Origin of the sequence: Micromonospora sp. NPDC050397, from assembly GCF_044901685.1 — a bacterium.
In the GTDB taxonomy this organism is placed as follows: Bacteria; Actinomycetota; Actinomycetes; order Mycobacteriales; family Micromonosporaceae; genus Micromonospora_G.
In genome coordinates this window covers 47,868-70,955 of the sequence record NZ_JBJDPS010000005.1, presented here as the reverse complement: position 1 = coordinate 70,955, position 23,088 = coordinate 47,868, and the positions used below count along the sequence as shown (strand labels likewise).

At 71.2% G+C, this 23,088-nt stretch carries 23 protein-coding genes; 8 read left to right on the top strand and 15 right to left on the bottom strand.

The window, feature by feature from the left end; genetic code table 11:
* Positions 1 to 133 precede the first annotated feature (133 nt).
* On the bottom strand, positions 134 to 1,984 hold the full coding sequence (locus tag ACI2K4_RS19170) for a DUF4153 domain-containing protein (protein ID WP_404513052.1): 1,851 nt from the start codon (positions 1,982 to 1,984) through the stop codon (positions 134 to 136).
* Positions 1,985 to 2,088: 104 nt separating this feature from the next.
* Here ACI2K4_RS19170 and ACI2K4_RS19165 point away from each other — a divergent pair, with 104 nt between their 5' ends.
* Complete coding sequence (locus ACI2K4_RS19165) at positions 2,089 to 2,295, top strand: hypothetical protein (protein ID WP_404513051.1); 207 nt, start codon at positions 2,089 to 2,091, stop codon at positions 2,293 to 2,295.
* 163 nt (positions 2,296 to 2,458) lie between these two features.
* On the opposite strand, the gene ACI2K4_RS19160 is transcribed toward ACI2K4_RS19165, so the two are convergent.
* From ACI2K4_RS19160 to ACI2K4_RS19140, 5 genes are all read right to left on the bottom strand, one after another.
* Positions 2,459 to 3,550 (bottom strand): ATP-binding protein, encoded by a 1,092-nt coding sequence (locus ACI2K4_RS19160; RefSeq protein ID WP_404513050.1) that lies wholly within the window; start codon positions 3,548 to 3,550, stop codon positions 2,459 to 2,461.
* Positions 3,547 to 4,224, bottom strand: coding sequence for a response regulator transcription factor (locus tag ACI2K4_RS19155; protein WP_404513049.1), 678 nt, complete (start codon positions 4,222 to 4,224; stop codon positions 3,547 to 3,549). Before ACI2K4_RS19155 ends, ACI2K4_RS19160 begins: the two co-directional genes overlap by 4 nt.
* A 114-nt stretch (positions 4,225 to 4,338) precedes the next feature.
* Complete coding sequence (locus tag ACI2K4_RS19150) at positions 4,339 to 4,878, bottom strand: GNAT family N-acetyltransferase (protein ID WP_404513048.1); 540 nt, start codon at positions 4,876 to 4,878, stop codon at positions 4,339 to 4,341.
* Positions 4,879 to 4,889: 11 nt separating this feature from the next.
* Positions 4,890 to 5,645 carry a LytR/AlgR family response regulator transcription factor gene (locus ACI2K4_RS19145; RefSeq protein WP_404513047.1) on the bottom strand — a complete coding sequence of 252 codons (756 nt, stop codon included), beginning with the start codon at positions 5,643 to 5,645 and terminating at the stop codon, positions 4,890 to 4,892.
* Positions 5,646 to 5,668: 23 nt separating this feature from the next.
* A complete protein-coding gene (locus ACI2K4_RS19140) occupies positions 5,669 to 6,886 on the bottom strand; it encodes a sensor histidine kinase (protein ID WP_404513046.1) in 1,218 nt (405 codons plus the stop codon).
* Positions 6,887 to 7,068: 182 nt separating this feature from the next.
* On the opposite strand from ACI2K4_RS19140, the gene ACI2K4_RS19135 reads away from it, so the two are divergent.
* Complete coding sequence (locus ACI2K4_RS19135; RefSeq protein WP_404513045.1) at positions 7,069 to 7,821, top strand: SDR family NAD(P)-dependent oxidoreductase; 753 nt, start codon at positions 7,069 to 7,071, stop codon at positions 7,819 to 7,821.
* Here the strand turns inward: ACI2K4_RS19135 and ACI2K4_RS19130 are convergent.
* The 3 genes from ACI2K4_RS19130 to ACI2K4_RS19120 form a co-directional block, all read right to left on the bottom strand.
* Entirely contained in the window at positions 7,808 to 8,722 is a 915-nt protein-coding gene (locus tag ACI2K4_RS19130; protein WP_404513044.1) for a LysR family transcriptional regulator, read from the bottom strand. The genes ACI2K4_RS19135 and ACI2K4_RS19130 overlap by 14 nt on opposite strands.
* A gap of 54 nt (positions 8,723 to 8,776) precedes the next feature.
* Positions 8,777 to 10,339, bottom strand: coding sequence for a sugar transferase (locus ACI2K4_RS19125; protein WP_404513043.1), 1,563 nt, complete (start codon positions 10,337 to 10,339; stop codon positions 8,777 to 8,779).
* 271 nt (positions 10,340 to 10,610) lie between these two features.
* Positions 10,611 to 11,471 (bottom strand): Fpg/Nei family DNA glycosylase, encoded by an 861-nt coding sequence (locus tag ACI2K4_RS19120; RefSeq protein ID WP_404513042.1) that lies wholly within the window; start codon positions 11,469 to 11,471, stop codon positions 10,611 to 10,613.
* Positions 11,472 to 11,496: 25 nt separating this feature from the next.
* Between ACI2K4_RS19120 and ACI2K4_RS19115 the strand changes: the two genes are divergently transcribed.
* Positions 11,497 to 12,669, top strand: coding sequence for a glycosyltransferase family 4 protein (locus ACI2K4_RS19115; protein ID WP_404513041.1), 1,173 nt, complete (start codon positions 11,497 to 11,499; stop codon positions 12,667 to 12,669).
* A 52-nt stretch (positions 12,670 to 12,721) separates the two neighbouring features.
* Here the strand turns inward: ACI2K4_RS19115 and ACI2K4_RS19110 are convergent, their stop codons facing one another.
* The 4 genes from ACI2K4_RS19110 to ACI2K4_RS19095 form a co-directional block, all read right to left on the bottom strand.
* Complete coding sequence (locus tag ACI2K4_RS19110; RefSeq protein WP_404513040.1) at positions 12,722 to 13,447, bottom strand: CDP-alcohol phosphatidyltransferase family protein; 726 nt, start codon at positions 13,445 to 13,447, stop codon at positions 12,722 to 12,724.
* Positions 13,422 to 14,489, bottom strand: coding sequence for an iron-containing alcohol dehydrogenase family protein (locus ACI2K4_RS19105; RefSeq protein WP_404513039.1), 1,068 nt, complete (start codon positions 14,487 to 14,489; stop codon positions 13,422 to 13,424). The genes ACI2K4_RS19110 and ACI2K4_RS19105 overlap by 26 nt, the downstream gene beginning before the upstream one ends.
* A gap of 9 nt (positions 14,490 to 14,498) precedes the next feature.
* Positions 14,499 to 15,272: a sugar phosphate nucleotidyltransferase gene (locus tag ACI2K4_RS19100; protein ID WP_404513038.1), complete on the bottom strand. Its 774-nt coding sequence runs from the start codon at positions 15,270 to 15,272 to the stop codon at positions 14,499 to 14,501.
* 94 nt (positions 15,273 to 15,366) lie between these two features.
* Positions 15,367 to 15,816, bottom strand: coding sequence for an NUDIX hydrolase (locus ACI2K4_RS19095; RefSeq protein WP_404513037.1), 450 nt, complete (start codon positions 15,814 to 15,816; stop codon positions 15,367 to 15,369).
* Positions 15,817 to 16,039: 223 nt separating this feature from the next.
* On the opposite strand from ACI2K4_RS19095, the gene ACI2K4_RS19090 reads away from it, so the two are divergent.
* Both ACI2K4_RS19090 and corA read left to right on the top strand, forming a co-directional pair.
* The gene (locus ACI2K4_RS19090) at positions 16,040 to 17,140 is read left to right on the top strand and encodes a PLP-dependent aminotransferase family protein (protein WP_404513036.1); all 1,101 of its coding nucleotides are present in this window, start codon (positions 16,040 to 16,042) and stop codon (positions 17,138 to 17,140) included.
* Between the two features lie 366 nt (positions 17,141 to 17,506).
* A complete protein-coding gene (gene corA, locus ACI2K4_RS19085; protein WP_404513035.1) occupies positions 17,507 to 18,667 on the top strand; it encodes a magnesium/cobalt transporter CorA in 1,161 nt (386 codons plus the stop codon).
* A gap of 30 nt (positions 18,668 to 18,697) precedes the next feature.
* On the opposite strand, the gene ACI2K4_RS19080 is transcribed toward corA, so the two are convergent.
* Positions 18,698 to 19,453 (bottom strand): hypothetical protein, encoded by a 756-nt coding sequence (locus ACI2K4_RS19080; protein WP_404513034.1) that lies wholly within the window; start codon positions 19,451 to 19,453, stop codon positions 18,698 to 18,700.
* A gap of 162 nt (positions 19,454 to 19,615) precedes the next feature.
* Between ACI2K4_RS19080 and ACI2K4_RS19075 the strand changes: the two genes are divergently transcribed.
* Entirely contained in the window at positions 19,616 to 20,146 is a 531-nt protein-coding gene (locus ACI2K4_RS19075) for a peptidylprolyl isomerase (protein ID WP_404513033.1), read from the top strand.
* A 92-nt stretch (positions 20,147 to 20,238) separates the two neighbouring features.
* On the top strand, positions 20,239 to 21,156 hold the full coding sequence (locus ACI2K4_RS19070; RefSeq protein WP_404513032.1) for a rhomboid family intramembrane serine protease: 918 nt from the start codon (positions 20,239 to 20,241) through the stop codon (positions 21,154 to 21,156).
* 85 nt (positions 21,157 to 21,241) lie between these two features.
* Here the strand turns inward: ACI2K4_RS19070 and ACI2K4_RS19065 are convergent, their stop codons facing one another.
* On the bottom strand, positions 21,242 to 21,727 hold the full coding sequence (locus tag ACI2K4_RS19065) for a PH domain-containing protein (protein WP_404513031.1): 486 nt from the start codon (positions 21,725 to 21,727) through the stop codon (positions 21,242 to 21,244).
* 85 nt (positions 21,728 to 21,812) lie between these two features.
* Between ACI2K4_RS19065 and ACI2K4_RS19060 the strand changes: the two genes are divergently transcribed.
* Positions 21,813 to 23,033, top strand: a complete 1,221-nt coding sequence (locus ACI2K4_RS19060) for a thiolase family protein (protein ID WP_404513030.1) — start codon at positions 21,813 to 21,815, stop codon at positions 23,031 to 23,033.
* Positions 23,034 to 23,088 lie beyond the last annotated feature (55 nt).

Below are 23,088 nucleotides of genomic sequence, written 5' to 3'. Positions count from 1 at the left end.
CCGGATCGGGGGACGGATCGACGAAAGCGGCCACACCCGGCAGTCTCACTCCCCGCCGCCGATTGTCAAGTGCGGGGTAAGGAAGGGCCCCTAGTTATCGCATTCGGTTGTACTAGGGGCCCTTCCTAACCTTTCAGCGTGAGGTGGGGCAGGTTCCGTAGTGCTGGCCGGGGCCGGTGACCGGGTCGTCCAGGAGCAGTTGCCAGGCGGTGTAGCGGCCCAGGTTGGCACCACGCCAGTCGTCGGGATGGTCGGAGAGGTGCTGGGCAATCTCCCGGAGCGCGCAGTCGCGCTGCGGGTCGGGCAGCCGGTCGAGCGCGGGTACGGCGTCGGCGGAGAGCCCAGAGACGTACCCGAGGTCCAGTCTCTCGGTCTGGAAGAACCGGTCCACGTTCCGGTCGGCGATCAACCGGTCCGGGTTCGCCACGGCCAGCCCGAGCAGGGCGAGCACCGCCGCACCCAGCACCAGTCGGGGCAGCCAGGTCGCCCGCAGCCGTACGCCGGCCACCAGGATCAGTACGAACACCGCCCCCAGCCACAGTTCACAGACGGCAACCAGCAGTCGGAGCCGGGTGGCGCCGTACGCCTGGGTGTAGATGTTCATGCGGTAGAGCGCGGAGGCGACCACCACCAGGCTGAACAGGGCGAGTGCGCCGAGCAGGAGCTGGACCAGCAGCCGTTGCGCGGGAGTGTCGCGGGGTGCCCACCGGGCCGCGCCGCCGATCACCAGCAGGGTGAGCAGGGTGACCGCGAGCAGTTGCCAGAAGCCGCTGCGCGCGTGCTCGGCATAGGTGAGCCCGGCGGTCTCCAGGACGTGCTCCGAGCCGCCGAACAGGGTGGTGAGCTGCACCAGCACGAACGCGGCGAAGAGCAGGTCGAGCAGGGCCACCGGCACCGCCCATTCCATCCGCCGCAACCGGTGTCGGGAAGCCCGCTCCAGACCGCTCAGGTCCGGCGGTGAACTCAGGACGTACGCCGCTCCGAGCAGTCCCGCCCCGACCGTGCCCCCGACGAAGATCCAGCGGAACACCGTGGCCACCGACAGTTCGGGCAGGAGCGCGTCGAGCAGGTTGGCGAAGACCGCGTCCGCCGAGGCGAACAGCGCGCCGAAGACGACCAGCAGCGCGATCGAGACGGCCGCGGTGGCGAGGCCCCGGCCGAACCCCGTCTGCCCCGTCCGATCGGCCTGCCGAATCCCGCTGGCCGCCCAGCGCCGGGACCGGAAGACCGCGGCGGGCGCGAGCAGGACGGAGAAGAAGATGCCGGGCAGGCTCTTTCCGCTGAACGCCGTGAGGCATCCGGTCACCGCCGCCGCGAGCAGGCAGAGCGTGAAGAGCCAGCCGGCGGCCCGGAACGTGCCGACGCTGACCAGCGCCACCGTCGCCGCCGCCCAGAGCACCCGGTCGAGACCGGGTCGGGCTTGGGGCAGCCGTACGGGTTCGAGCGCTCCGGTACGGTCCGGCGCCCCCGTGGCGCCGGACCGTACCTGGTCTTTGCCAGTGGCTGTCCCCGGATCCGGGTTGCCGCTGCCGGCTGGGCGGCCGGTGGTCGGTCCGGCGTCGGAGGTGTCCACGCTCGCCGCAACGTCGGCGACCTGCCGGTCGTCGGCCGTCGGCTTGCTGGCCGTTGTCGGGTTGCTCGCCGTTGTGACGGTGCTGGCCGTTGTCGGGTCGCTCGCCGTTGTGACGGTGCTCGCCGTTGCCGGGTCGCTCGCTGTTGTCGGGGTGCTGGCGGTCGACCGGGTACCGGTCCGCCAGCGGATCGCCGTGCCGAGTGCCGCTGTGCCGGCGACGGTGCTGACCAGCCAGCCGACGCCGCCCCGGTCCAACGGAATGCTGGCGGCGGCGATCACCGCCGCGACGGCGATCAGGGTGAGCACCACCGGTGACGCGCCGGCCGCTGGTCCGGGCCAGCGTCGCCGCCATATCGACGGCGGCGCGGGTGCGAGCGGCGGCCGGGCCGGCATCGTCCATTGTGTCGGCACCGCTGACGGTTGCCGCGCGAGCGGTGGACGCCCTGCCGGCCCCGCCGCCGACGGTGCCGCAGCGGCCGACGGTGAAGTAGCCGCCGCTGCCGCCGCCACTGACGGTGCAGATGCTGGCGCTGGTGCTGGCGCTGGCGCTGGTGCTGGTGCTGGCGCCGGTGCCGCTGCCGGTGGCGCCGATGCCGGAGACGCTCCTCCCGATCCCGATCCCGATCCCGATGCCGGTGGGACCGTGGCGGCGGTTGCGGAGGCGGGCGGCGGGGTGGTGGCGGTTGCGGGAGCGGATGCCGGTACGGCCGTCGGCTCACTAACCGGCACCGGTGTGGTGCCGGAAGACAGGTCGGACGGTGGACGGGCGGTCATGCTTGCCTCCGATGGAAACACGGCGCTGACGGCCGTTGCGAGGTGACGACGAGCGCTGCCGGGTGCTGGCCGGGTGGCGGACCGAGGGCGGCGGGAGCGTTGTTGGTCGGCTCAGGCAGCCGTCGCCAACGCCACCCTGGGCAGCCCGAGTGGCAGGTCGACCCTGATCCGGCAACCGGTGGCCCGACGGCCGCCGCCGGTCGGTGCCGGATCGGCGACGGTGATGTTGCCGCCGTGCAACTCCACCACCCAGCGGGCGATCGCCAAGCCGAGTCCGGTGCCACCGTCACCGGCCCGCTCGCCACGGGTGAAGCGCTCGAAGACCCGGGACCGCTCGCTCACCGGTATCCCCTCGCCCTCGTCGGTCACCTCGACGGTGAGCCGATCGGCCCGCTGTTCGGCGATCACGAGTACATTGCCGCCCGCCGGACTGTGCCGGGCCGCGTTGTCGAGCAGGTTCGCGAAGACCTGGTGCAGCCGCCACGGGTCGGCCTTGATGTGTAGTGGCGCGGCCGGTTGACGTACCTGGAACTCGACCGTCCGGCCGGCGCCGCTCGCGCTGACGGCGGCCTGCCGTACCGCTTCGTCCAGGAAGTCCGCCACGTCGATGTCGACCCGGCGCAGCGGCACCACCCCGGCGTCCAGCCGGGAGAGGTCGAGCAGGTCGGCGACCAGGTGGCCGAGACGTTCGGTCTGGGCCAGGGCGGTGCGCAGGGTGGCCGGCTCCGGCTCGGCGATCCCGTCCACGATGTTTTCCAGTACGCCCTGGAGCGCGGTGATCGGCGTACGCAGCTCGTGCGAGACGTTCGCGATCAGCTCGCGCCGCTGCCGGTCCGCCTCGGCCAGCTCGGCCGCCATCTGGTTGAACGCGATCGCCAGCTCGCCGACCTCGTCCCGGGAGGTGGACCGGACCCGACGGGTGTAGTCGCCCCGGGCCATCGCCCGCGCCGCCGCCGTCATCTCGCGCAGCGGCGAGGTCATGCCGTGCGCGAGCACCTGCGAGGTGAGCAGGGCGAGGAAGATCGCGGTCACCGAGGTCCACGGCGGGATCCAGCCGATGCCGATCCAGAAGAAGGCCAGTCCGGACGCACCGGAGGCGACCAGCAGGATGCCGAGCTTGACCTTGATCGACCGGACCGGGTCCAGCGGGCGGGGCAGCAGGTCCAGTCCCCGGTTGATCCACGCCCAGATCGCCTCGTTCATGGCTGTACCTCCAGCGCGTAGCCGACGCCGTGCACGGTGCGGATCAGGTCGGCGCCGAGCTTACGGCGGAGGGCCTTGATGTGACTGTCCACCGTCCGGGTCCCGGACCCGTCGGCCCACCCCCAGACGTCGGTCAGCAGCCGCTCCCGGGGCAACACGGTCCGGGGTCGGCCGGCGAGGTGGACCAGCAGGTCGAACTCGGTGGGGGTGAGGTGCGCCTCGATCCCGGCCCGGCGGACCCGGCGCTCGGCCTGGTTGATCTCCAGGTCGCCGAACCGGAGGATCTGCTGCCCGATGCTCGCCGCTCGGTCCACCCGGCGCAGCAGCGCGTGCACCCGGGCGGCCAGTTCACGCAGCGAGAACGGCTTGGTGAGGTAGTCGTCGGCACCGACCGCCAGACCGACCAGCAGGTCGGTCTCGTCGTCGCGGGCGGTCAGCATGAGTACGGGCACCGGCCGGTCCGCCTGGATCCGTCGGCAGACCTCCAGCCCGTCGAAGCCCGGCAGCATCACGTCCAGCACCACCAGGTCCGGTGGGTTCAGCCGGACCGACTCGACCGCGCTCGGCCCGTCAGCCGCGAGGTCCACGGCGAAGCCTTCGGCCCTCAGCCGTGCCGCGACCGACTCGGCGATGGTCCGCTCGTCCTCGACCACCAGGACCCGACGTTCCTTCATGTCCTCCGACTCTAGGGACGCGGAATGGAGAGGGGTGGGGCAGGTTGTGAATAACCTGTGGAGAAAGAGCCGCCCCTGTGGATAACTCTCGGCACCCGAGGTGGGGCCGGCGGGTCAGCCGGTCGGGGCCAGCTCCAGACACCAGTCGTTGGAGCGGATCATGCTGCCGGGCGGGTACTCGAAGTCGACTTCGGCGACAAAGCGGAAGCCGAGCTTGCGGCAGATCGCGTTCGAGGCGCCGTTGACCACGGACGGGAAGGCGTGCAGGTGTGGATGGACGCCCGCCGCCCGCGCGCGGGAGACCGCAGCCCCGGCCGCCGCCGCGGCGACACCCCTGCCCTGGTACGCCGGCAGCACGCTCCAGCCCATCTCGTACACCGGCTCGTCCTGCCAGACCCGGGTCCAGTAGCCGACGCTGCCGACCGCCTCGGGCTCGGCGGGGCCACCGTCCGCCGCCGGCAGCAGGACGATCCGGAACATCTGCCCGCTTCCCGTACCGCCGATGTCGACGTAGCGCCGGTGCCGGGCGAGCACCTTCTCCTCGCTCTCGGTCCCGCCCAGGTGCGCCTTCATCGCCGGTACGTTGATCCGGCGCAGCAGGTCGAGGTCCCCCTCCGACCAGGGCTCGATCCGTACCCGCCCGCCAACCTCCACGGAAACCCGTCCTAACGGTTCCAGTCCTGTTTTGCCGCGCGGACCAGCTTGTCCTTCAGCTCCCTGGTGTGCCGGCGGCTGACCGGCAACTCCGTGCCGTCGACCACCACCACGTACCCGGAGTTTGCCAGCCGGAGTTCGGCGATGAGGCGCAGTTGCACCAGGTACGAGCGGTGGATCCGGACGAATCCGGCGTCCGCCCAGCGCTCGGCGAGGGTGGCCAGCGGGACCCGGACCAGGTGCGACGCGTCCGAGGTGTAGAGCCGGGCGTAGTCGCCCTGCGCCTCCACCCAGCGCACCGCCGAGCGGGGCAGCATCCGGGTCGTACCGGCCAGCTCGACCGGGATCGTCGGGTCCTCCTCGGCGCGGGCCAGCGCGGCGGGATGGGTCGGCACCACCCGGGCACCGATCACCCGGCGCAGCGACTCGGCCAGCCGTTCGGCCCGCACCGGTTTGCGTACGTAGTCGGTCACCCCGAGGTCGAACGCGTCCACCGCGCCGTCGTCGTACGCGGTGACAAAGACGATCGCGGGCGGGCGGGCGAACCGGCGCAGCACCCGGGCCAGCTCCATCCCGTCCAGGCCGGGCATCCGGATGTCGAGGAAGACCACGTCCACGTCGGCGTCCCGGAGCACACGCAGCGCCTCGGTGGCGTCGCTCGCGGTGTGCAGCCGGGCCACCCGGGGGTCGGCCCGCAGGTGGTACGCGAGTTCGTCCAGCGCCGGTGGCTCGTCGTCCACCGCCAACACCCGCAGGAAGCCGTTCACACCCCCTCCTCCCTCCAACCCGGTCACGTGCTCACCCGTACGTGCCGGTGGAACTTCGGCACCCGCATGCTCACCTTCGTACCCGATCCGAGCCCGGTCTCGACGACCAGGCCGAAGCCGTCCCCGAACGCCGACCGGAGTCGTTCATCCACATTGGATAGCCCGACGTGCTGTCCGGCGTCGTCCGAGCTGTCCCGTGCTGCCTCGGCGATCCCGGCGGCGAGCACCGCCGGGTCCATGCCGACCCCGTCGTCCTCCACCGTGATGTGGCACTCGGCACCGGCGTCACGGGCCTCGATGCTCACCATCCCCAGTCCCGGCTTACGGGACAGACCGTGCCGTACGGCGTTCTCCACCAGCGGTTGCAGGCAGAGGAACGGCAGGGTGACCGGCAGCACCTCGGGTGCGATCTGCAACCGCACCTGGAGCCGGTCACCGAACCGGGCCCGCTCGATGGTCAGGTAACGATCGATCGAGCGCAACTCCTCGGCCAGCGTGGTGAACTCGCCGTGCGCCCGGAACGAGTAGCGGGTGAACTCGGCGAACTCCAGGATCAGCTCCCGGGCACGCTCCGGGTCGGTACGGACGAACGAGCCGATCGCGGTCAACGCGTTGTAGATGAAGTGCGGGCTGATCTGCGCCCGCAGTGCGCGTACCTCCGCTCGGGCCAGCCGTTCCCGGGACGAGTCGAGCTCGGCGAGTGCGAGCTGGGCGCTCGCCCAGTGCGCGGTCTCCAACGTGGCCTGGACCAGACCCGGCGCCGGCTGGCCGTCCGCGATCGCCACCAGCACCCCGACGGCGTTCCCGTCCGAGCCGGTCAGCGGCGCGACCACCGCCCCCCGTACCGGGCAGTCGACCCGGTCGCACTGCAACTCGGACTCGCCGAGCACGGTCGACCGGTTCGCTCCGATCGCCCGTTCCGCCGCCGTGACGAACTGGGCGCCGTGGTGTCCGCCCCGACCGTCGATCGCCAGTACCTCGGTGTCGTCCACCAGCGCCAGACCGGCGGCGCCGACCAGGGCGCGCAGGTGCCGTACCGCCTTCGCCGCGCTCGCCGGCCCCAGACCGGCCCGCAGCGGCTCGGCCGCGAGCCCGGCAGTGTGCAGCACGTCGTACGTGGCCAGTTGGGTCGCGGTGGCGATACCGCGCCGGGCACGCAGTCGTACCACCGCGAACAGGGCGGCGCCGAGCGCGCTCACCAGCGCGACGATCGCGAGCACAGCAGAGAGGTTCGGCCCCACGTGGACAACCTACTGGCGCCGGCCGCCTCCGAGTTCCGCGCCCACCGCCCCGATCGATACACCCAGGGTATTGATTCGTACGGATTGATCATTGTTTGCGCAGCTCGCATGAGGTGCGCTGGGAAGCGGGTGAGTCAGCCGACGCCCGCGTCCCGGAACGCGAATCAGTGGGAGATCAAAAAATGGGTCAGCTCGACGGCAAGGTCGCGGTGGTGACGGGAGCGAGCAAGGGGATCGGATTCGCCTCCGCCCAGCGGTTCGCCGAGGAGGGTGCGTACGTCTATCTCATCGGACGGGGCAAGGAGGAACTGGACCGGGCGGTCACGGAGATCGGTGCGCACCGCGCCACCGGGGTACGGGGCGACGTCACGAACCTGGCCGACCTCGACCGCCTCTTCGCGACGGTCGCCGCCGACGAGCGCCGGATCGACGTGCTCTTCGCGAACGCGGGTCGCACCACCTTCAGCCCGCTGGCGGAGGTGACCGAGGAGCACTACGAGGAGAGCACCCGGATCAACGTACGCAGTTCGCTGTTCACCGTGCAGAAGGCCCTGCCGTTGCTGAACGACCAGGCGTCGGTCATCCTCGCCACCTCCACCACGGCCGGCCGGGGCACGGCCGGGGTCGGCGTCTACGCCGCGTCGAAGGCGGCGATCCGCTCGTTGACCCGGACCTGGGCCAACGAACTGAGGCACCGGGGCATCCGGGTCAACGCCATCGCACCGGGCGCGACCGAGACGCCGGCCCTGGTGGCCGCCACGCCGGAAGGTCTCACCCCGGAGGAGTTCCGGGCGATGGTGGCCGCGCCGGTGCCGCTCGGACGTACCTCCACGGCGGCCGAACAGGCTGCGGCGGCCCTCTTCCTCGCCTCGGCCGAGAGCAGCTACATCACCGGCATCGAACTGCTCGTGGACGGCGGCATCAACCAGATCTGACCGCCGACCGGACGTGGCCACGACCGGTGCGTCCGCCCGGTAGCCGTGGTACGGGTACCCGACCGGCCTCGACCCCGAGCGTCCGCCGGATCTCCGGTGTCCCCGTCACCACCGCCGCCGCCCTGCGGACGAACCGGTCGCGCCCGGCCATCGTGCTGGCGTGCGGCCAGGCCAGCACGAGCCGGTTGCCCGGTGCGTCGACCACCGGGACGGCGACGACGTTCGGTCCGAGCCGAGCGGTCGCGCTCTCCCCGAGCACCACCACCAGTTCCCCGAGCGCCACCCGGTCGACCAACTCGCCCAGCCCGACCGGCGGGGACTGCTCGCGGAACCGGCCCGTACCGCGCACTTCGCCGATGGTCAGGCTGTCGCGTCCGGCGAGTGGGTGGCCGGCGGGGAGGAGCGCGACCGGGGCCTCGTCGAGGAGGTCGACGGTGTCCAGACCGTCGAGATCGTCGTTGCCGCACATCAGCGCCAGGTCGGCCGTACCGTCGCGCAGGGCGGCCGTGGCGTCGGTGGTGAACAGCACCTCCACCGGCACCGAACCGGGTTCCTCCCGGTACGCCTCCAGCACCTGGGCCAGCAGGCCCGCGCCGGTACCGGACGGGGCGGCGACGACCAGCCGCTCCGGCCGGGCCGCCTGCTGGGTACGCCGCACCGCGCCGTCCAGTGCGGCGAGCGCCCTGCGGCTCTCGGCCAGGAACACCTCACCGGCCCTGGTCAGGCCGACCCGTCGACTGGTCCGCTCGAACAGCAGGACCCCCATCCGGCGTTCGAGCCTGCTGATCGCCCGCGACAGTGGCGGCTGGGCGATGCCCAGCCGCTCCGCCGCACGACCGAAGTGCAGGCACTCGGCGACCGCGACGAAGTAGACGAGTTCCCGGGTCTCAAGCCGATCCATACCCGAAAGGTACTGCTCGGGTCGGCCCCCCGACGAGGCGAAGCCGAGCCGCGCTCAGTAGGCGCCCTTGCGGGCCAGTACGACCCCGATGGTGCGCCAGAGGATGCTGAGGTCGTACGCCAACGACCAGTTGTCGACGTAGTAGAGGTCCAGCCGGACCGCTTCGTCCCAGGAGAGGTCCGAGCGACCGGAGACCTGCCACAGTCCGGTCATACCGGGACGGACCAGCAGTCGGCGCCGTACGTCGCCGAGGAAGTCGCCGTCGTCGGCGGGGAGCGGACGCGGACCCACCAGGGACATCTCGCCCTTGAGTACGTTGATCAACTGAGGCAGCTCGTCGAGCGAGCTGGCGCGCAGGAACCGGCCGACGGGGAAGACCCGGGGGTCCTCCTTGATCTTGAAGAGCATGCCGTCGGTCTCGTTCTGGTCGACCAGTCCGGCGAGGCGGTCCTCGGCGTCGACGTACATGGTGCGGAACTTCCAGACCCGGAAGGTCCGTCCCTCGTGCCCGACCCGGGGTTGCCGGAAGAAGACCGGGCCGGGATCGGAGATCCGGATCGCGAGCGCGATCGCGACAAAGAGCGGGGAGAGCACCAGCAGCCCGAGTCCGGCCGCGGCCCGGTCGAGCAGGTTCTTGGCCAGCAACGCCGGACCGGAGAGCGTGGGCTCCTCCACGTGCAGCAGCGGCAGGCCCTCGATCGGCCGGATGTGCACCCGGGGCCCGGCGATGTCGGTGAGCTGCGGGGCGACCACCAGGTCGATGCCGGAGCCCTCCAGTTGCCAGGCGAGCCGGCGCAGTTCGCCCGGCTCCCAACTCGCCGAGCCGCAGACCGCGATGGTGTCGCCGCCCACCTCGCGGACCAGCGACAGCACGTCGCGTCCGGCGTAGAGCGGCACCGGCGTCTCGATCCCCCGGGCGGCGGCGTAACCGTCGGTGAGGTGAATGGCGACCGGGATCAGGCCGGCGCTCGGGCTGCGGGTGACCGCGGTGTAGACCTCGAGCGCTTCCGGCAGCGTGCCGACCAGCACCATCCGGTGCGCAGCGTGGCCACTGCGGCGACGCATCGTGTGCAGCACGGAACGGGCCAGCAGCCGGAAGATCAGAATAAATACCAGCGCGCCGACCAACGCGGTGCCGACGGAGAGGCGGGACAAATTGGTGACGGTGGTGAAGGCGAGGAACGAGACGCTCGCCGCGACGACCACGCCGGCCCGGACGACCCGTTTGAACTCTTCCGTGCCGATGCCGAGATAACGCCGGTCATAGGCACGGTTGCCCCAGAGCACCAGCAACCAGCCGAGCGGCAGCAGCAGATAGGTCACCGTGTGGAACCAGGTGGCGTCCACGTCCGCGTCGTTGAAGCCGGCGGTGGCCTTCTCGAACCGCTGGATTGAGATCCAACTTCCCAGGGCCGCCGCGGCAAAGTCCAGGAGGAGCAGGATCAACGTGTACGGGCGGTGCCACCGGGAGACCCGCCGGCTGACCTTGGCCCAGGCGGAACGGGGTACGCCATTCGTCGGCGGTGTCGTCGGCAGCTGGATTTCGAAGCTGTCGACGTGTCGTACCGGGCCATTCCGGCCAGTGCCAGTTACCGGGCGCTGGAGGCTTGTCGTCACCTCACCTACGTCCTCCCGTGTGACACGTGCCGCCCAATCGCCGAAAGGGCTCGGGTCGCCCACCGTCTCAGTCTCCCACGCTGGCCCCGGTAGGGGCGTCGACCGGAGGGACAATACGCCTCACCAAGGTGAGGTGAGTGCGACCCGGCTCTGCGCGAAAAGAGCCTCGGACCGGGTCACTATACCGATGGATGGCGCTCTCGCCAGATCTGTCCGAAGGAGATTTCATCTCCACCCGGGCGGTTTCTACCCACAGCCAATTGTTGGTCACCTAACGCACAAGTCGGGATAGTCGGCGATCGGCGAGGGGCTTGCCACCGGTCCGGCAACTCGGACAGTACTGCAGACTCGAATCCGCGAACGAGACCTCACGCACAGTGTCGCCACAGACCGGACAGGGAAGTCCGGTACGGCCGTGCACCCGCAGGCCGGACCGCTTCTCGCCCTTCAGCTCGGCGGCCCGCTGCCCCACCGACCGGGCCACCGCGTCGCCGAGCACCTGTCGGGTCGCGAGGTGCAGCGCGGAGAGTTGGCCGTCGTCCAGCCGGTCGGTGATCGCGAACGGGGAGAGACGGGCCGTGTGCAGGATCTCGTCCGAGTACGCGTTGCCGATCCCGGCCAGGATCTCCTGATCGGTGAGGACACCCTTGACCTGTCCACGCCGGGACCGCAGCCGTTGGCTGAACAGCGGCAGGTCGGCGGTGAGCGGGTCCGGGCCGAGCCGGGCCACCCCGGGCACCTGGGCCGGATCACCGACCAGGTACGCCGCCAGCTTCTTCTGGGTCCCCGCCTCGGTCAGGTCGAAGCCGGAGCTGTCGTCGAGGCGGACCCGTACGGCGATCGGGCCCTTGCCGGGCTTGAGCGGGAGGGTGGAGGGAAACGCCTCCCGGTAGTGCAGCCAGCCGGCGCGGGCGAGGTGCACCACCAGGTGCAGGCCGCCGTCGAACCGGACGTCGAGCCACTTGCCGTGACGACCGGCACCGGTCACCGGCCGACCGACGGCATCACTCGGCGGCGGGTCGTACGTCTTCAGGGCGCTGATGGCGGCGACCTCCAGCCGCTCCACCCGGCGGCCGACCGCGCGCTCACGCAGGTAGGCACCGAGCGCCTCTACCTCAGGCAGTTCGGGCACGTCACTAACGGTAGCCTCTACTCGCGTGAAGGTGGTCGTTGCGCACAACCGGTACCGCGAAGCCCAGCCGTCCGGCGAGAACACCATGGTCGATCTGGAGATTTCCCAGCTCACCGCCGCCGGGGTCGAGGTGCTGCCGTTCCTGCGCAGCTCCGACGAGATCCCGGCGATGTCGAAAGGCGCGAAGGCGCTGCTGCCGGTTTCGCCGATCTACGCACCGCAGGCCCAGCGGGAGCTGAGCCGGCTGATCGAGACGCATCGGCCGGATGTCCTGCATCTGCACAATCCGTACCCGTTGCTGTCGCCCTGGGTGGTGCGGACCGCGCACCGGCACGGCGTGCCGGTGGTGCAGACGGTGCACAACTACCGACAGGTCTGTTCCTCCGGACTCTATTTCCGGGACGGCGGGATCTGTCACGACTGCCGGGGACGGGCGCTCGGGGTGCCCGCGATCGTGCACCGCTGCTACCGGGGCTCCCGGGCGCAGAGCGCGCTGATGGCGACCACGCTCGCCGTACACCGGCCGACCTGGCGCTCGGTCGACCGGTTTGTCGCGCTCACCTCGGCCGTCGCCGACCATTTGCGCGAGTACGGCATTCCGGACGATCGGATCGTGATCAAGCCGAACGCGATTCCCGACCCCGGTGAGCCGGCACCGCTGGGCGACGGCTTCCTCTTCTACGGCCGGCTCTCGCCCGAGAAGGGGCTCGGCCTGCTGCTCGACGCCTGGCGGCGGCACCCGGAGGGCTCGCTCGGCCCGCTCCGGATCGCCGGTGACGGCGAGTTGCGCCCGCTCGCCGAGCAGGCCGCCCGGGAGCGCTCCGACGTCGAGTACCTCGGACCGCTGGACCGACCCGGGGTCTGGGCAGCCGTACGTTCGACCGCCGTTGTGATTGCCGTACCCACCTGGCACGACGTGCTGCCGACGGTGGTGATCGAGGCGCTGGCGGCGGGCCGACCGGTGCTCGGTACGGCGCTCGGCGGGGTGCCGTACCTGGTCGGCATGGACCACCCGGGCAGCGCCGCCGGCTGGGTGGTGCCGCCGGACCCGGTCGCCCTGGCCGCCGCCCTGCCCACCGCCCGTGTCGCCGCCCCCATCCTGGCCCCGCTGGCCCGGGCCCGCTACGACCAGACCTTCCGCCCCGAAGTGGTGACCAGCCAACTCCTGGCCACCTACCACTCCCTCGCCCGCAGGTAAGGAAGGGCCCCTTGTTAACGCATAGCGTTAACAAGGGGCCCTTCCTTACCCCTCAGCGGAGGGTGGCGCGGGCGGAGAAGGCGATGCTGGCCAGCAGGAAGCCGCCGTTGACCACGGTGAAGGCGGTGATGAGCCAGATCGTGGCGGCCGGCGCGAGGATGAGAACCAGGGCCGCCACGAAGATCACCGCGCCGTAGTCGCGGATCAGCTTGGCCACCCGGACCGGGAGGCTGGTCGAGGTGACCATGCTGGCGTGGTTCGGCCCGGCCTGCATCACCGAGGTGACCAGGTTGACCATCCAGGTGCCGGCGAACACCGCGACGAGCCAGACCGGGGTGCTCGGCCGCTGCGCCACCGCCGTCGCCCCGAGCGCGGTGACCAGGGCGATCTGGGCCGCCACGTCGGCGAGGATGTCCACCCGGGCGCCGGCCGGGCTGCCCCGCCCGGTCACCCGCGCGAGCTGCCCGTCGGCGCAGTCCAGGGCGTACGCCACCTGCCAGCCGACGAGCGCGACCAGCCCGACCACCCAGGCCGGTACGTCTCCGTCGGCGACCGGCCCGGCGAGCGCCACCACGGCGACCGAGGCGGCCAGCCCGAGCACCAGGTTGCCCAGGGTCAGCGCGGTCGGGCTCAACCCGAGCCGGTGCCCCGCCAGCGCGAAGGCGGCCCCCAGCCGTTGGCTGAGCGCCTCGCTGAACAGGCCGCCGCCCCGGTTCACCCGGTAGAAGTCGGCGGCGGTCGGTCGGGACGGCTCAGCGGAGGTGGTCGTGGAGTGCATCGGCGTAGTCTGCCAGCCGGCCACGGATCTCCTCCGGGGTCAGGTTGAGGTGTTCCAGGATGGTGTAGCGGTCCGGCCGGGTGCGCGGAGCGTGCACCACCGCCGCGACGAACTGGTCGTCGGTCAGGCCCAGTGCGGCCGGGGTGGTGGAGAGCCCGTGCCGGTGCAGGCACCGGACGAGCTGGCCGAAGCGCTCCGGGTCGTCGCGCAGGAAGGCACAGAAGAGGGCGCCGAGACCGACCTGCTCGCCGTGCGAGCCGGTGCCCGGGTAGAGCAGGTCGATGGCGTGGGAGATCTCGTGGCAGCCGCCGCTCGCCGGCCGGCTCGACCCGCAGACCGCCATCGAGATGCCGCCGAGGATCAGCGCCTCGGCGAGAGTGGTGAGGAAGCCGTCGTCGGTGAGCGTGCCGGGGTGGTTGACCAGCGCCTCGGCCCCGGTACGCGCCAGCGTCACGGCGAGCCCGTCGATCGGCTCGGCGCGTACCCGGTGGGCCAGTTCCCAGTCCGCCACCGCGCCGATGTTGCTGACCGCGTCGCCGATGCCGGCCTGGGTCTGCCGGTCCGGCCCGTTCTCCACGAAGTCGAGGTCGACCACGATCGCGATCGGGATGTGCACCCCGTAGGAGCCGCGCCCACCCTCGTGGTCGAGCGAGGCGACCGGTGAGGCGATGCCGTCGTTGGCCAGGCTGGTGGCGACGCTCACCATCGGGATGGCGTAGCGGGTGGCGGCGTACTTGGCGGTGTCTATGGTCTTGCCGCCGCCGATGCCGACGACCGCGTCGTACGAGCGGGCGCGGAGCTTGTCGCCCAGTTCGAGGGCGGCGTCCAGGGTGCCGCCGCTGACGGTGAAGACGTCGGCGGAGCCGAGGGTGGGACGGATCATCTCGACGATCCGCTCGCCCTGTCCCGGGCCGACCACCACCGCCACGTCACCCCCGGCGGAGATCCGCTGGTCGGCGAGGAGCGGTCCGAGGTCCGCGACCGCGCCGCGACGTACCTCGATGAACAGGGGGGTGTTGACCGTACGGGCCAGTAGGGGCACGCGTCTCCCCTAACTGTCCGAGCTCGGGGCCGGGGTGCTGTCCTGCGGCGCCCACTGCCAACTGGTGATCTCCCGGGCCCGGGTCAGGTCGGCCAGGTTGTCGACCTCCACCCAGTCCAGGTCGCCGATGGCCGCGCCGCGCACCTCGCCGCCCCGGTTCGCGTACTCCTGGTAGCCGTCCTCGTAGTAGAGGTTCGGGTCCCGGCGCCAGGTCGCCTCCAGCGCGTCGGCCAGGGCCGGGGCGGCGGAGGGCTCGATCAGGGTGGCGCCGATGTACTCCCCGTACGCGTCCGCCGGGTCCATCAGCTTGGTGATCTTCGTCAGTCGGCCGTCGGCGTCGAAGATGGTCTTCATCTCCTCGTCGGCCAGCTTCTTGACGTCGTCGATCGCGAGCAGGATGCCCGGACCACGCTGGGCCAGCAGGGTCCGCTCCACGCTGACCGGGTGCACGGTGTCCCCGTTGACCAGGAGCGCGCCCTCGGCGAACTGCTCCCGGGCCAGCCAGAGCGAGTACGCGTTGTTCCACTCCTCGGCCTTGTCGTTGTGCACCAGGGTGAGGGTGACCCCGTGTCGCCGCTCCAGCGCCGCCTTGCGGTCCTCGACCTCGATGGCCCGGTAACCGACCACGACGACCACCTCGGTCAGCCCGACCTCGGCGAGGTTGTGCAACGCGATGTCGAGGATCGTCGTCCCGCCGTCGACCGGGATGAGTGCCTTGGGCAGGGTGTCGGTGTACGGGCGCAACCTGCGCCCCGCCCCTGCGGCGAGCACCAAACCGATCATCGCGAGATCCTCCTCCAGTCAATGACTACCGAACGGAGGATAGCCCCGGGGGACAGAACGGCGGTTTCCAGCCGCAGCGGGCACCCGTCCGGGGTCAGAGACCGATCGCGCGCAGTACGGCGAAGCCGTCCTCGGCGATCCGCCGGATCAGCCCGTCGTTGACGTCCCGGTGCTCGTCCAGCACCCCGACCTCGTGCTCGCCCAGCCAGCGGAACTCGGTGTGCTTGCCCGCTTCGAGCCGGGGCCGGGCCAGCTCACCGTCGACCCGGACCAGGAAGTCGGTCTCCACCCGGGTCAGCCCGTCGGCCGGGGTGTAGGTGTACTCGCCGACCAGCCCGAGCACGATCGAGACCGTCCAGCCGGTCTCCTCGGTCACCTCCCGGTACAACGCGTCCTCGATCCCCTCGCCCGGTTCGACGTGGCCACCCACGATGTCCCAGGTGTCGGGGAAGAGCTTGCGTTGCGGGGACCGGCGCTGGAAGAAGATCCGACCGTCGTCGTCGACGATCAGCGCTCCGGCACACCTGAGGGGGGCGGTGGGCACGGGTCGAGACTAACCACCGGATGTCCGTCCTGAACAGGGCCTTTCCGGGTACGCCGGCCGCCTCGCGGAGCACCCGGGCGCCCCGGCCCGGACGTGTGCCGCGCCGACCGTCCTGCCCTGCTCCGGACGTGGGTTCCGAACCCGTTGACGCCTTGCCTTCCAGGATTCGGACATCGTCGTGCCGCCGCCGTGGCGGGCGGGGTCACCCGTACGCTGGGTAGTCATGACTGCCGAGCAGCTGATCTCCTTTGCCCGTGGCGCGCCGTCGCTGGACATCATCGATATCGAAGGGCTGAAGGCCGCGGCCGTACGCGCGCTGGACGCGGACCCGGCCGGCGTCACCGCCTACGGTACGTCGCTGGGTTACCCCCCGTTGCGGGAGTGGATCGCCAAGAAGCACGGCGTGGCGGTGGACCAGGTGCTGGTCACCAACGGTTCGTTGCAGGCCGACGCGTTCCTCTTCGAGCACCTGGTCCAGCCCGGCGACGCGGTGGTGGTGGAGCGGCCGACCTACGACCGGACTCTGCTCAACCTGCAACAGCAGGGCAGCGACCTGCACTCGGTGACCATCCACCCGGACGGCGTCGACACCGAGGAACTCGGCAAGCTGCTGGAGTCGGGGATACGCCCGAAGCTCGCGCACATCATCCCGAACTACCAGAACCCGGCCGGGGTGACCCTCTCGCTGGAGAAGCGGCGGGCGCTGCTCGCCCTCGCGGCCGAGTACGGCTTCACGATCTTCGAGGACGACCCGTACGCGGACATCCGGTTCCGGGGCGAGCAGCTTCCCTCGATGCTCTCCCTCGACGAGCACGGCGTGGTGGTGCACGCGTCGAGCTTCACCAAGACGGTCTGCCCCGGCGTCCGGGTCGGTTACCTGGTCGGTCCGGCCGCCCTGATCGCCGAGATCGCCAAGAAGGCGACCAACCTGTACATCTCGCCCGGCATGTTCGCACAGGCGACGGTCTACCAGTTCTGCGTCTCCGGCGACATCGACCGCTCGATCGCGACGGTCAGCACGGCGCTGCGCGAGCGGTCCCAGGTGCTGGCCGAGGCGCTGCGCGAGCGGATCCCGGGGGTGCGCTTCTACGAGCCGGACGGTGGCTACTTCCTCTGGATCGAGCTGCCGCCGGACGTGCTGGTCGACCGGTTGGCGCCGGCCGCCGCCGAGCGTGGTGTCGCGGTGGTCAAGGGCAGCGACTTCCTGATCGAGGGCGGGCGCCACGCGCTGCGGCTGGCCTACTCGGCGGTCACGGTCGACCAGATCGGCGAGGGCGTACGCCGGCTCGCCGAGGCGGTCGACGCCGTACGCGGCCAGGAGTGAGCGGTCCGCACCGAGCGGGCAGTCCCTAACTCAGCGCAAAACTGTCAGATATCCGACAAAAGGTCGTCGTTGCCGGTCCGGGGCTCCCGTCGGACCGGCAAACGGCTCACAATGCTGCGAGCGCCTGTCGCGTTTCCGACCCGGCTATCGGCCAGACAAGCTCTTTGCCGGTCCGGCCTGGTCATCGCGACGGCCTCCAAATGCATAGCCCCCCGCCCCCAAAGGCGCCGGGTGGGCCGACCGCACTCTACCCCCCGACGCGGTCGGTCCACCCGGCGCCGAACTCTCTGGCCAGGTCGGCACGGGGCGGCTCGCGGCGTAATCTGCAAAGCCGCGAACCGACACGACGGAGGGGGGCGGGCCACCATGGCAGAGCGACTCGATCAGGACCGGGCGGGTAATGACGGGCGGGCCCGGGTCCGGCCCCGCTCCTGGATCGCACCGGTACGGGCGATGGGCCGGATGCTCAACGCCGAGCCCGGTCACCCGGCGACAGTACCGGCGGGCGCGCCCCGGACCGGGGTGGTCGACTGCGGGCTCTACGTCGGCGGGGTGCGCCAGCCCGGCGACTGGGACTTCGCCTCCGCCCTCGCCGCCGCCGAGGAGCACGCCGGTGACAGCGGGTCGGACGCGTTTGTCTGGCTCGGCCTGCACGAGCCGGGCGAGGCCGAGATGGCCGGCATCGCCGAGACGTACGGGCTGCACGAGCTGGCGGTCGAGGACGCGGTCAAGGCTGAACAGCGGCCGAAACTGGAGCGCTTCGGCGACGTCAGCTTCCTGGTGCTGCGTACCGCCCGCTACGTCGAGCACGGCGAGCTGACCGAGACCTCCGAGGTGGTCGAGACCGGTCAGGTGATGCTCTTCATCGGCCCCCGGTTCGTGGTCAGCGTGCGGCACGGCGACGCCTGCCGGCTCTCCGCCGTCCGGGCCGATCTGGAGGGCAAGAAGGAGCTGCTGGAGCAGGGGCCGTGGGCGGTGGCGTACGCGGTCACCGACCGGGTGGTCGACCTCTACCTGGAGGTGGCCGACCAGGTCGAGGCCGACCTGGACACGCTGGAGGCCCAGGTGTTCTCGCTCAAGGCGCACGGCCGGATCCAGCGGATCTACCAGATGAAGCGTGAGCTGGTCGAGTTCAAGCGCGCCGTGGTGCCGCTGCAACGCCCGCTGATGACCTTGACGGGAAACGTCAACCGGGACGTGCCCAAGGAGATCCGGCGCTACTTCCGGGACGTCCAGGACCACCTGACCCGTACGGTCGAGCAGGTCAACTCCTACGACGACCTGCTCAACTCGATCCTCCAGGCGCGGCTGGCACAGGTGACCGTCGACCAGAACAACGACATGCGCAAGATCGCGGCCTGGGCCGGTATCGCCGCCGTCTGGACCGCCATCGCCGGCATCTACGGCATGAACTTCACCTTCATGCCGGAGACCCAGTGGCGGTACGGCTACCCGGGGGTGCTCGCCGTGATGGTGGGCTTCTCGCTGCTGCTGTACCGCTGGTTCCGGCGCAACGGCTGGCTCTGACCTGCGGCTGGCTCTGACCTGCGGCTGGGCCTAGCCTCGGCTGTTCCCCGCCGAGGTGCTCCCGGTGCCGAGCAGTCCGTCCTGCTTCGCCGCGGCCTTCGCGGTCGACTTGGCGTTGTCGGCGACCGCCCCGGTGGTGCTGGCGACCTTCTCGCCGGCGGTGGCCGCCCGGTCCCGCACCTTCTCGATGGTGACCGGCTTCGGCTTCGAGGCGCTCGCCGCCGGCCCGCCAGCGGTCGGGCCGGTGCCGGTGGACGTATCGGCGATCCGGTTGCCGGCCCGGCCGTCCTCGCGTGCGATCTCCGTCGACCGGGCTGGCTCGTACGCCTCCCACGGCTCCTGCTGCCGGCGGCGCATCGCCACCGCGCCGATGGCTCCGGCCACCGCGCCCGCCGCGAGCACCCCGGTCAGGATCGACCAGCGTCGACGACCCCTGGTCGACTTCCGCTTGTTCTTTGGCATGACCAACTTCATCTTCTTCGACCCCGTTACGCTCTTGAACCCTTTTTGACCGGAGGTGGTGCCCGTCTGGCGGGCGTTGGCCACGGCCGCGATCGCGAGTGGCACGACCGCTGTCCTGGTCACCTCCCAACCGTGGGAGGCCGTCTGCGCGACCCTGGCGGCGGTGGGCGAGAGGTGTTCCCTGGCCGCCCGTACCCGTGGGCCGACCCGGGCGCCGACGCCCTCCGCGGCGTGTCCGGCGGCCTGCCTGAAGTGACCGAAGCTCTCGCCCAGCTCGACGCGGACGAGTTGGCCGTGTGACCTGCGGCGCCCGAAACCAAACACCGGTCCCCACCTCCTCGGGTGTTGTTACCTCGCCATCCTGCACCTTTGGGTGCCTCCGCACGGCCGGAACGGGCACATGGGAGGATCCGCATGGAAACTGACCCGTGCCTGCCGGCCTGCGTCCCTCCGGCCGGCGGGTCCACGACGATCGAGGAGTACCCGATGGCCGAGGCCATTTACGCCACCCTGCACACCAACGCCGGTCCGATCCGGCTCGAACTTTTCCCGAACCACGCGCCGAAGACGGTGGCCAACTTCGTCGAGCTCGCCGAGGGCACGAAGGCGTACACCGACCCGCGCACCGGACAACCGGGAAGCGGCCCGTACTACGACGGCACCATCTCGCACCGCGTGATCAGCGGCTTCATGGTCCAGATGGGTGACCCGACCGGCACCGGCCGGGGCGGCCCGGGCTACAACTTCGGTGACGAGTTCCACCCCGAGCTGCGCTTCGACCGGCCGTACCTGCTGGCCATGGCGAACGCCGGGCCGGGCACCAACGGCTCGCAGTTCTTCATCACCGTCGGCCCGACCCCGCACCTGAACAACCGGCACACCATCTTCGGCCAGGTGGCGGACGAGGACTCGGTCAAGGTCGTCGACTCGATCGCGAACACCCCGACCGACCCGGCCGACCGGCCGCGCCAGGACGTGGTGATCGAGCGGGTCCAGATCGAGCGCATCGGCGCCTGATCACCCTCCGAGGTACCCTTTTGCTGCATGAGTGCAAGCGCCCTGAGTGCAGCGAGGTGGCGGGTGTCGACGGAGCGCAGTGAGGTGACCGCGTGAGCGAGTCGCCCCCGACCACGCCGGTCTGCTACCGCCACCCCGGTCGGGAGACCTGGGTCCGGTGCACCCGGTGTGACCGGCCGATCTGCCCGGACTGCATGCGCGAGGCGTCGGTCGGGCACCAGTGCCCCGAGTGTGTCGCGGAGGGCCGCCGCAGTGTCCGGCCGGCGCGTACCGCCTTCGGCGGCGGTGCCGCCGGCCGTGCCGGTTACGTAACCCGGACCCTGATCGGCATCAACGTGCTGGTGATGCTGATCTCGGTGGCGCTGGCCGGTGGCGGCGACTCACTGGCCGGTGGTTCCGGCCTCGGCGGTCTGTTGGGTGGTGGCACCCCGCTCACCCGGTGGGGCTCGGTCCTCGGCTACGCGCCGTACGTCAACTTCGGTCCCGTGCACGGGGTGGCCGCCGGGGAGTACTACCGGCTCTTCACCGCCATGTTCCTGCACTACGGCATCGTGCACCTGCTGCTGAACATGTGGGCGCTCTGGATGCTCGGCCGGACCCTGGAGGCGACTCTCGGGCCACTGCGCTTCCTCGCCCTTTACCTGGTCGCCGGCCTCGGCGGCAACGTGGCCGCGTACCTCTTCTCCGCGCCCAACGCGCAGACCGTCGGCGCCTCGACCGCGATCTTCGGGCTCTTCGCCGCGCTCTTCATCATCATGCGGCGACTGGGCCGGGACACCTCCGCGGTGGTGCCGGTCCTCGTGGTCAACCTGGTCTTCACCTTCGCCGTGCCGGGCATCTCCATCGCCGGCCACCTCGGCGGGCTGGTGTTCGGCGCGCTGATGGCGCTGGTGCTCGCCTACGCACCCCGGATGCGCCGGTCGGTCTTCCAGGCCGCGGGCAGCGCCGTGCTGGTGGCCGCCCTGGTCGGGCTGACCCTGGTGCGGACCGCCCTGCTGCTGGTCGGCTGACCCGTCCGGCAGCGGTGGGAGGCGCGCCCGCCGCTCCCGCTGGTCGGGGGCCTCCGCGTTACCGCTGGTCGGGGTGAGCTCCGCGCTACCGCTGATCCGGGCGGTCGGCGTGGTGGATGCCGGAGCGGAACTTCGCCGCCCGCAGGATCTCCGCCACCTCGCCCGGCTCGGCGTCCAGGTCGTGCCGGCTGAAGAAGTGCAGCGAGTCACCCGCGTCGAGTTCCAGGGTCCGGGTACGCAGACCGAGTCGCGGCCGGTCGTCCACCACGATCCGCTCGATCCGGCCCCAGTCGAGGTGTCGACGGCCGGCAAAACCTCGGACCACGGTCACCCCGGTCGGGTCGACCGTGAGCCGTACCGGCGCCACCAGGTCGCGGACCGCCCAGCCGAGCAGTACGGCGGCGGCCAGCACGGTCGCGCCGATCGGCACCGGATCCCCAGCACCGAGCAGCAGGCCCAGTGCGACCAGGAGCACCGCCCCGGTGAGCTTGAGTACGGGCAGCGCCGGCCGCACCCGCCAGCGGGACGGGTCCTCGCTCTGATCCGGCTGTGCGCTCTGGTCGGGGTTCATCGATCCAGGATGCCAGCCCGCTCGCTCGGGGTACGGACGCTGCCCGCGTACGATCGCAGGGAGGCTAAGTTACCGGGGAGTTCGGATGAGAGACGCGGTCATCGTCGGAGCGGTACGTACCCCGGTCGGTCGACGCCGGGGTGGGTTGGCCACCGTGCACCCGGTCGACCTCTCCGCGTACGTGTTGCGGTCCCTGGCCGAACGGACCGGCCTCGACCCGGAGGATGTCGACGACGTCATCTGGGGCTGCGTCTCCCAGGTCGGTGAGCAGGCGTGGAACGTGGGCCGCAACGCCGTACTCGGGGCGGGCTGGCCGGAGTCGGTGCCCGGCACCACGCTCGACCGACAGTGTGGGTCGAGCCAGCAGGCGCTGCACTTCGCCGCCGCCTCGGTCATCGCCGGCCAGGCGGAACTGGTGGTGGCCGGTGGGGTCGAGTCGATGACCCGGGTGCCGATGGGTAGCAGCGTCCAGGTGCCGACCGGCAGTGATGTCCAGGCGCCGCCCGCCGGTCCGGGCCGGGACGGGCTGCCCTACGGCGACCAGGTGCGGGCCCGGTATCGCGGGGTGCGTGGCTTCGCCGCCGACGAGCCGGTGCCGTTCAGCCAGGGCGTCGGTGCCGAGTTGATGGCCGAGCGGTGGGGCCTGTCCCGGCCGCGGCTCGACGAGTTCGCCCTGGCCAGCCACGAAAAGGCGGCGGCAGCCCAGGACTCCGGCGCGTTCGACGCGGAGATCACGGCGGTGCCGGTGGCCGACGGTGGCAAGGTCAGCGCCGACGAGGGCATCCGCCGGGACACCAGCCTGGCGCGGCTGGCCGAACTCGCCACCCCGTTCCGGGCCGACGGGGTGGTCACCGCCGGCTCGGCGTCCCAGATCTCCGACGGTGCCGCCGCCCTGGCCGTGACCAGTTCGGAGTGGGCCCGTGAGCACGGGCTGCGCCCGCTGGCCCGGATCCACACCGCGGTCGTCGCCGCCGACGACCCGGTGACGATGCTGACCGGACCGATCCCGGCCACGGCAAAGGCGTTGCGTCGGGCCGGGCTGGGCATCGAGGAAATTGGCGTCTACGAGGTCAACGAGGCGTTCGCGCCGGTGCCGCTGGCCTGGCTCGCCGAGACCGAGGCCGATCCGGAGCGGCTCAACCCGCGCGGTGGCGCGATCGCGCTCGGGCATCCGCTCGGTGGCTCCGGCGCCCGGATCATGACCACGATGCTGCACCACATGCGGGACAACGGCATCCGGTACGGCCTGCAGACGATGTGTGAGGGCGGTGGGATGGCGAACGCCACCATCGTGGAACTGCTCTAGTCGATCCCGGTCAGGCGAGTGTGGACTTGCCGCCATGGAACTTCTGTAATTTCAT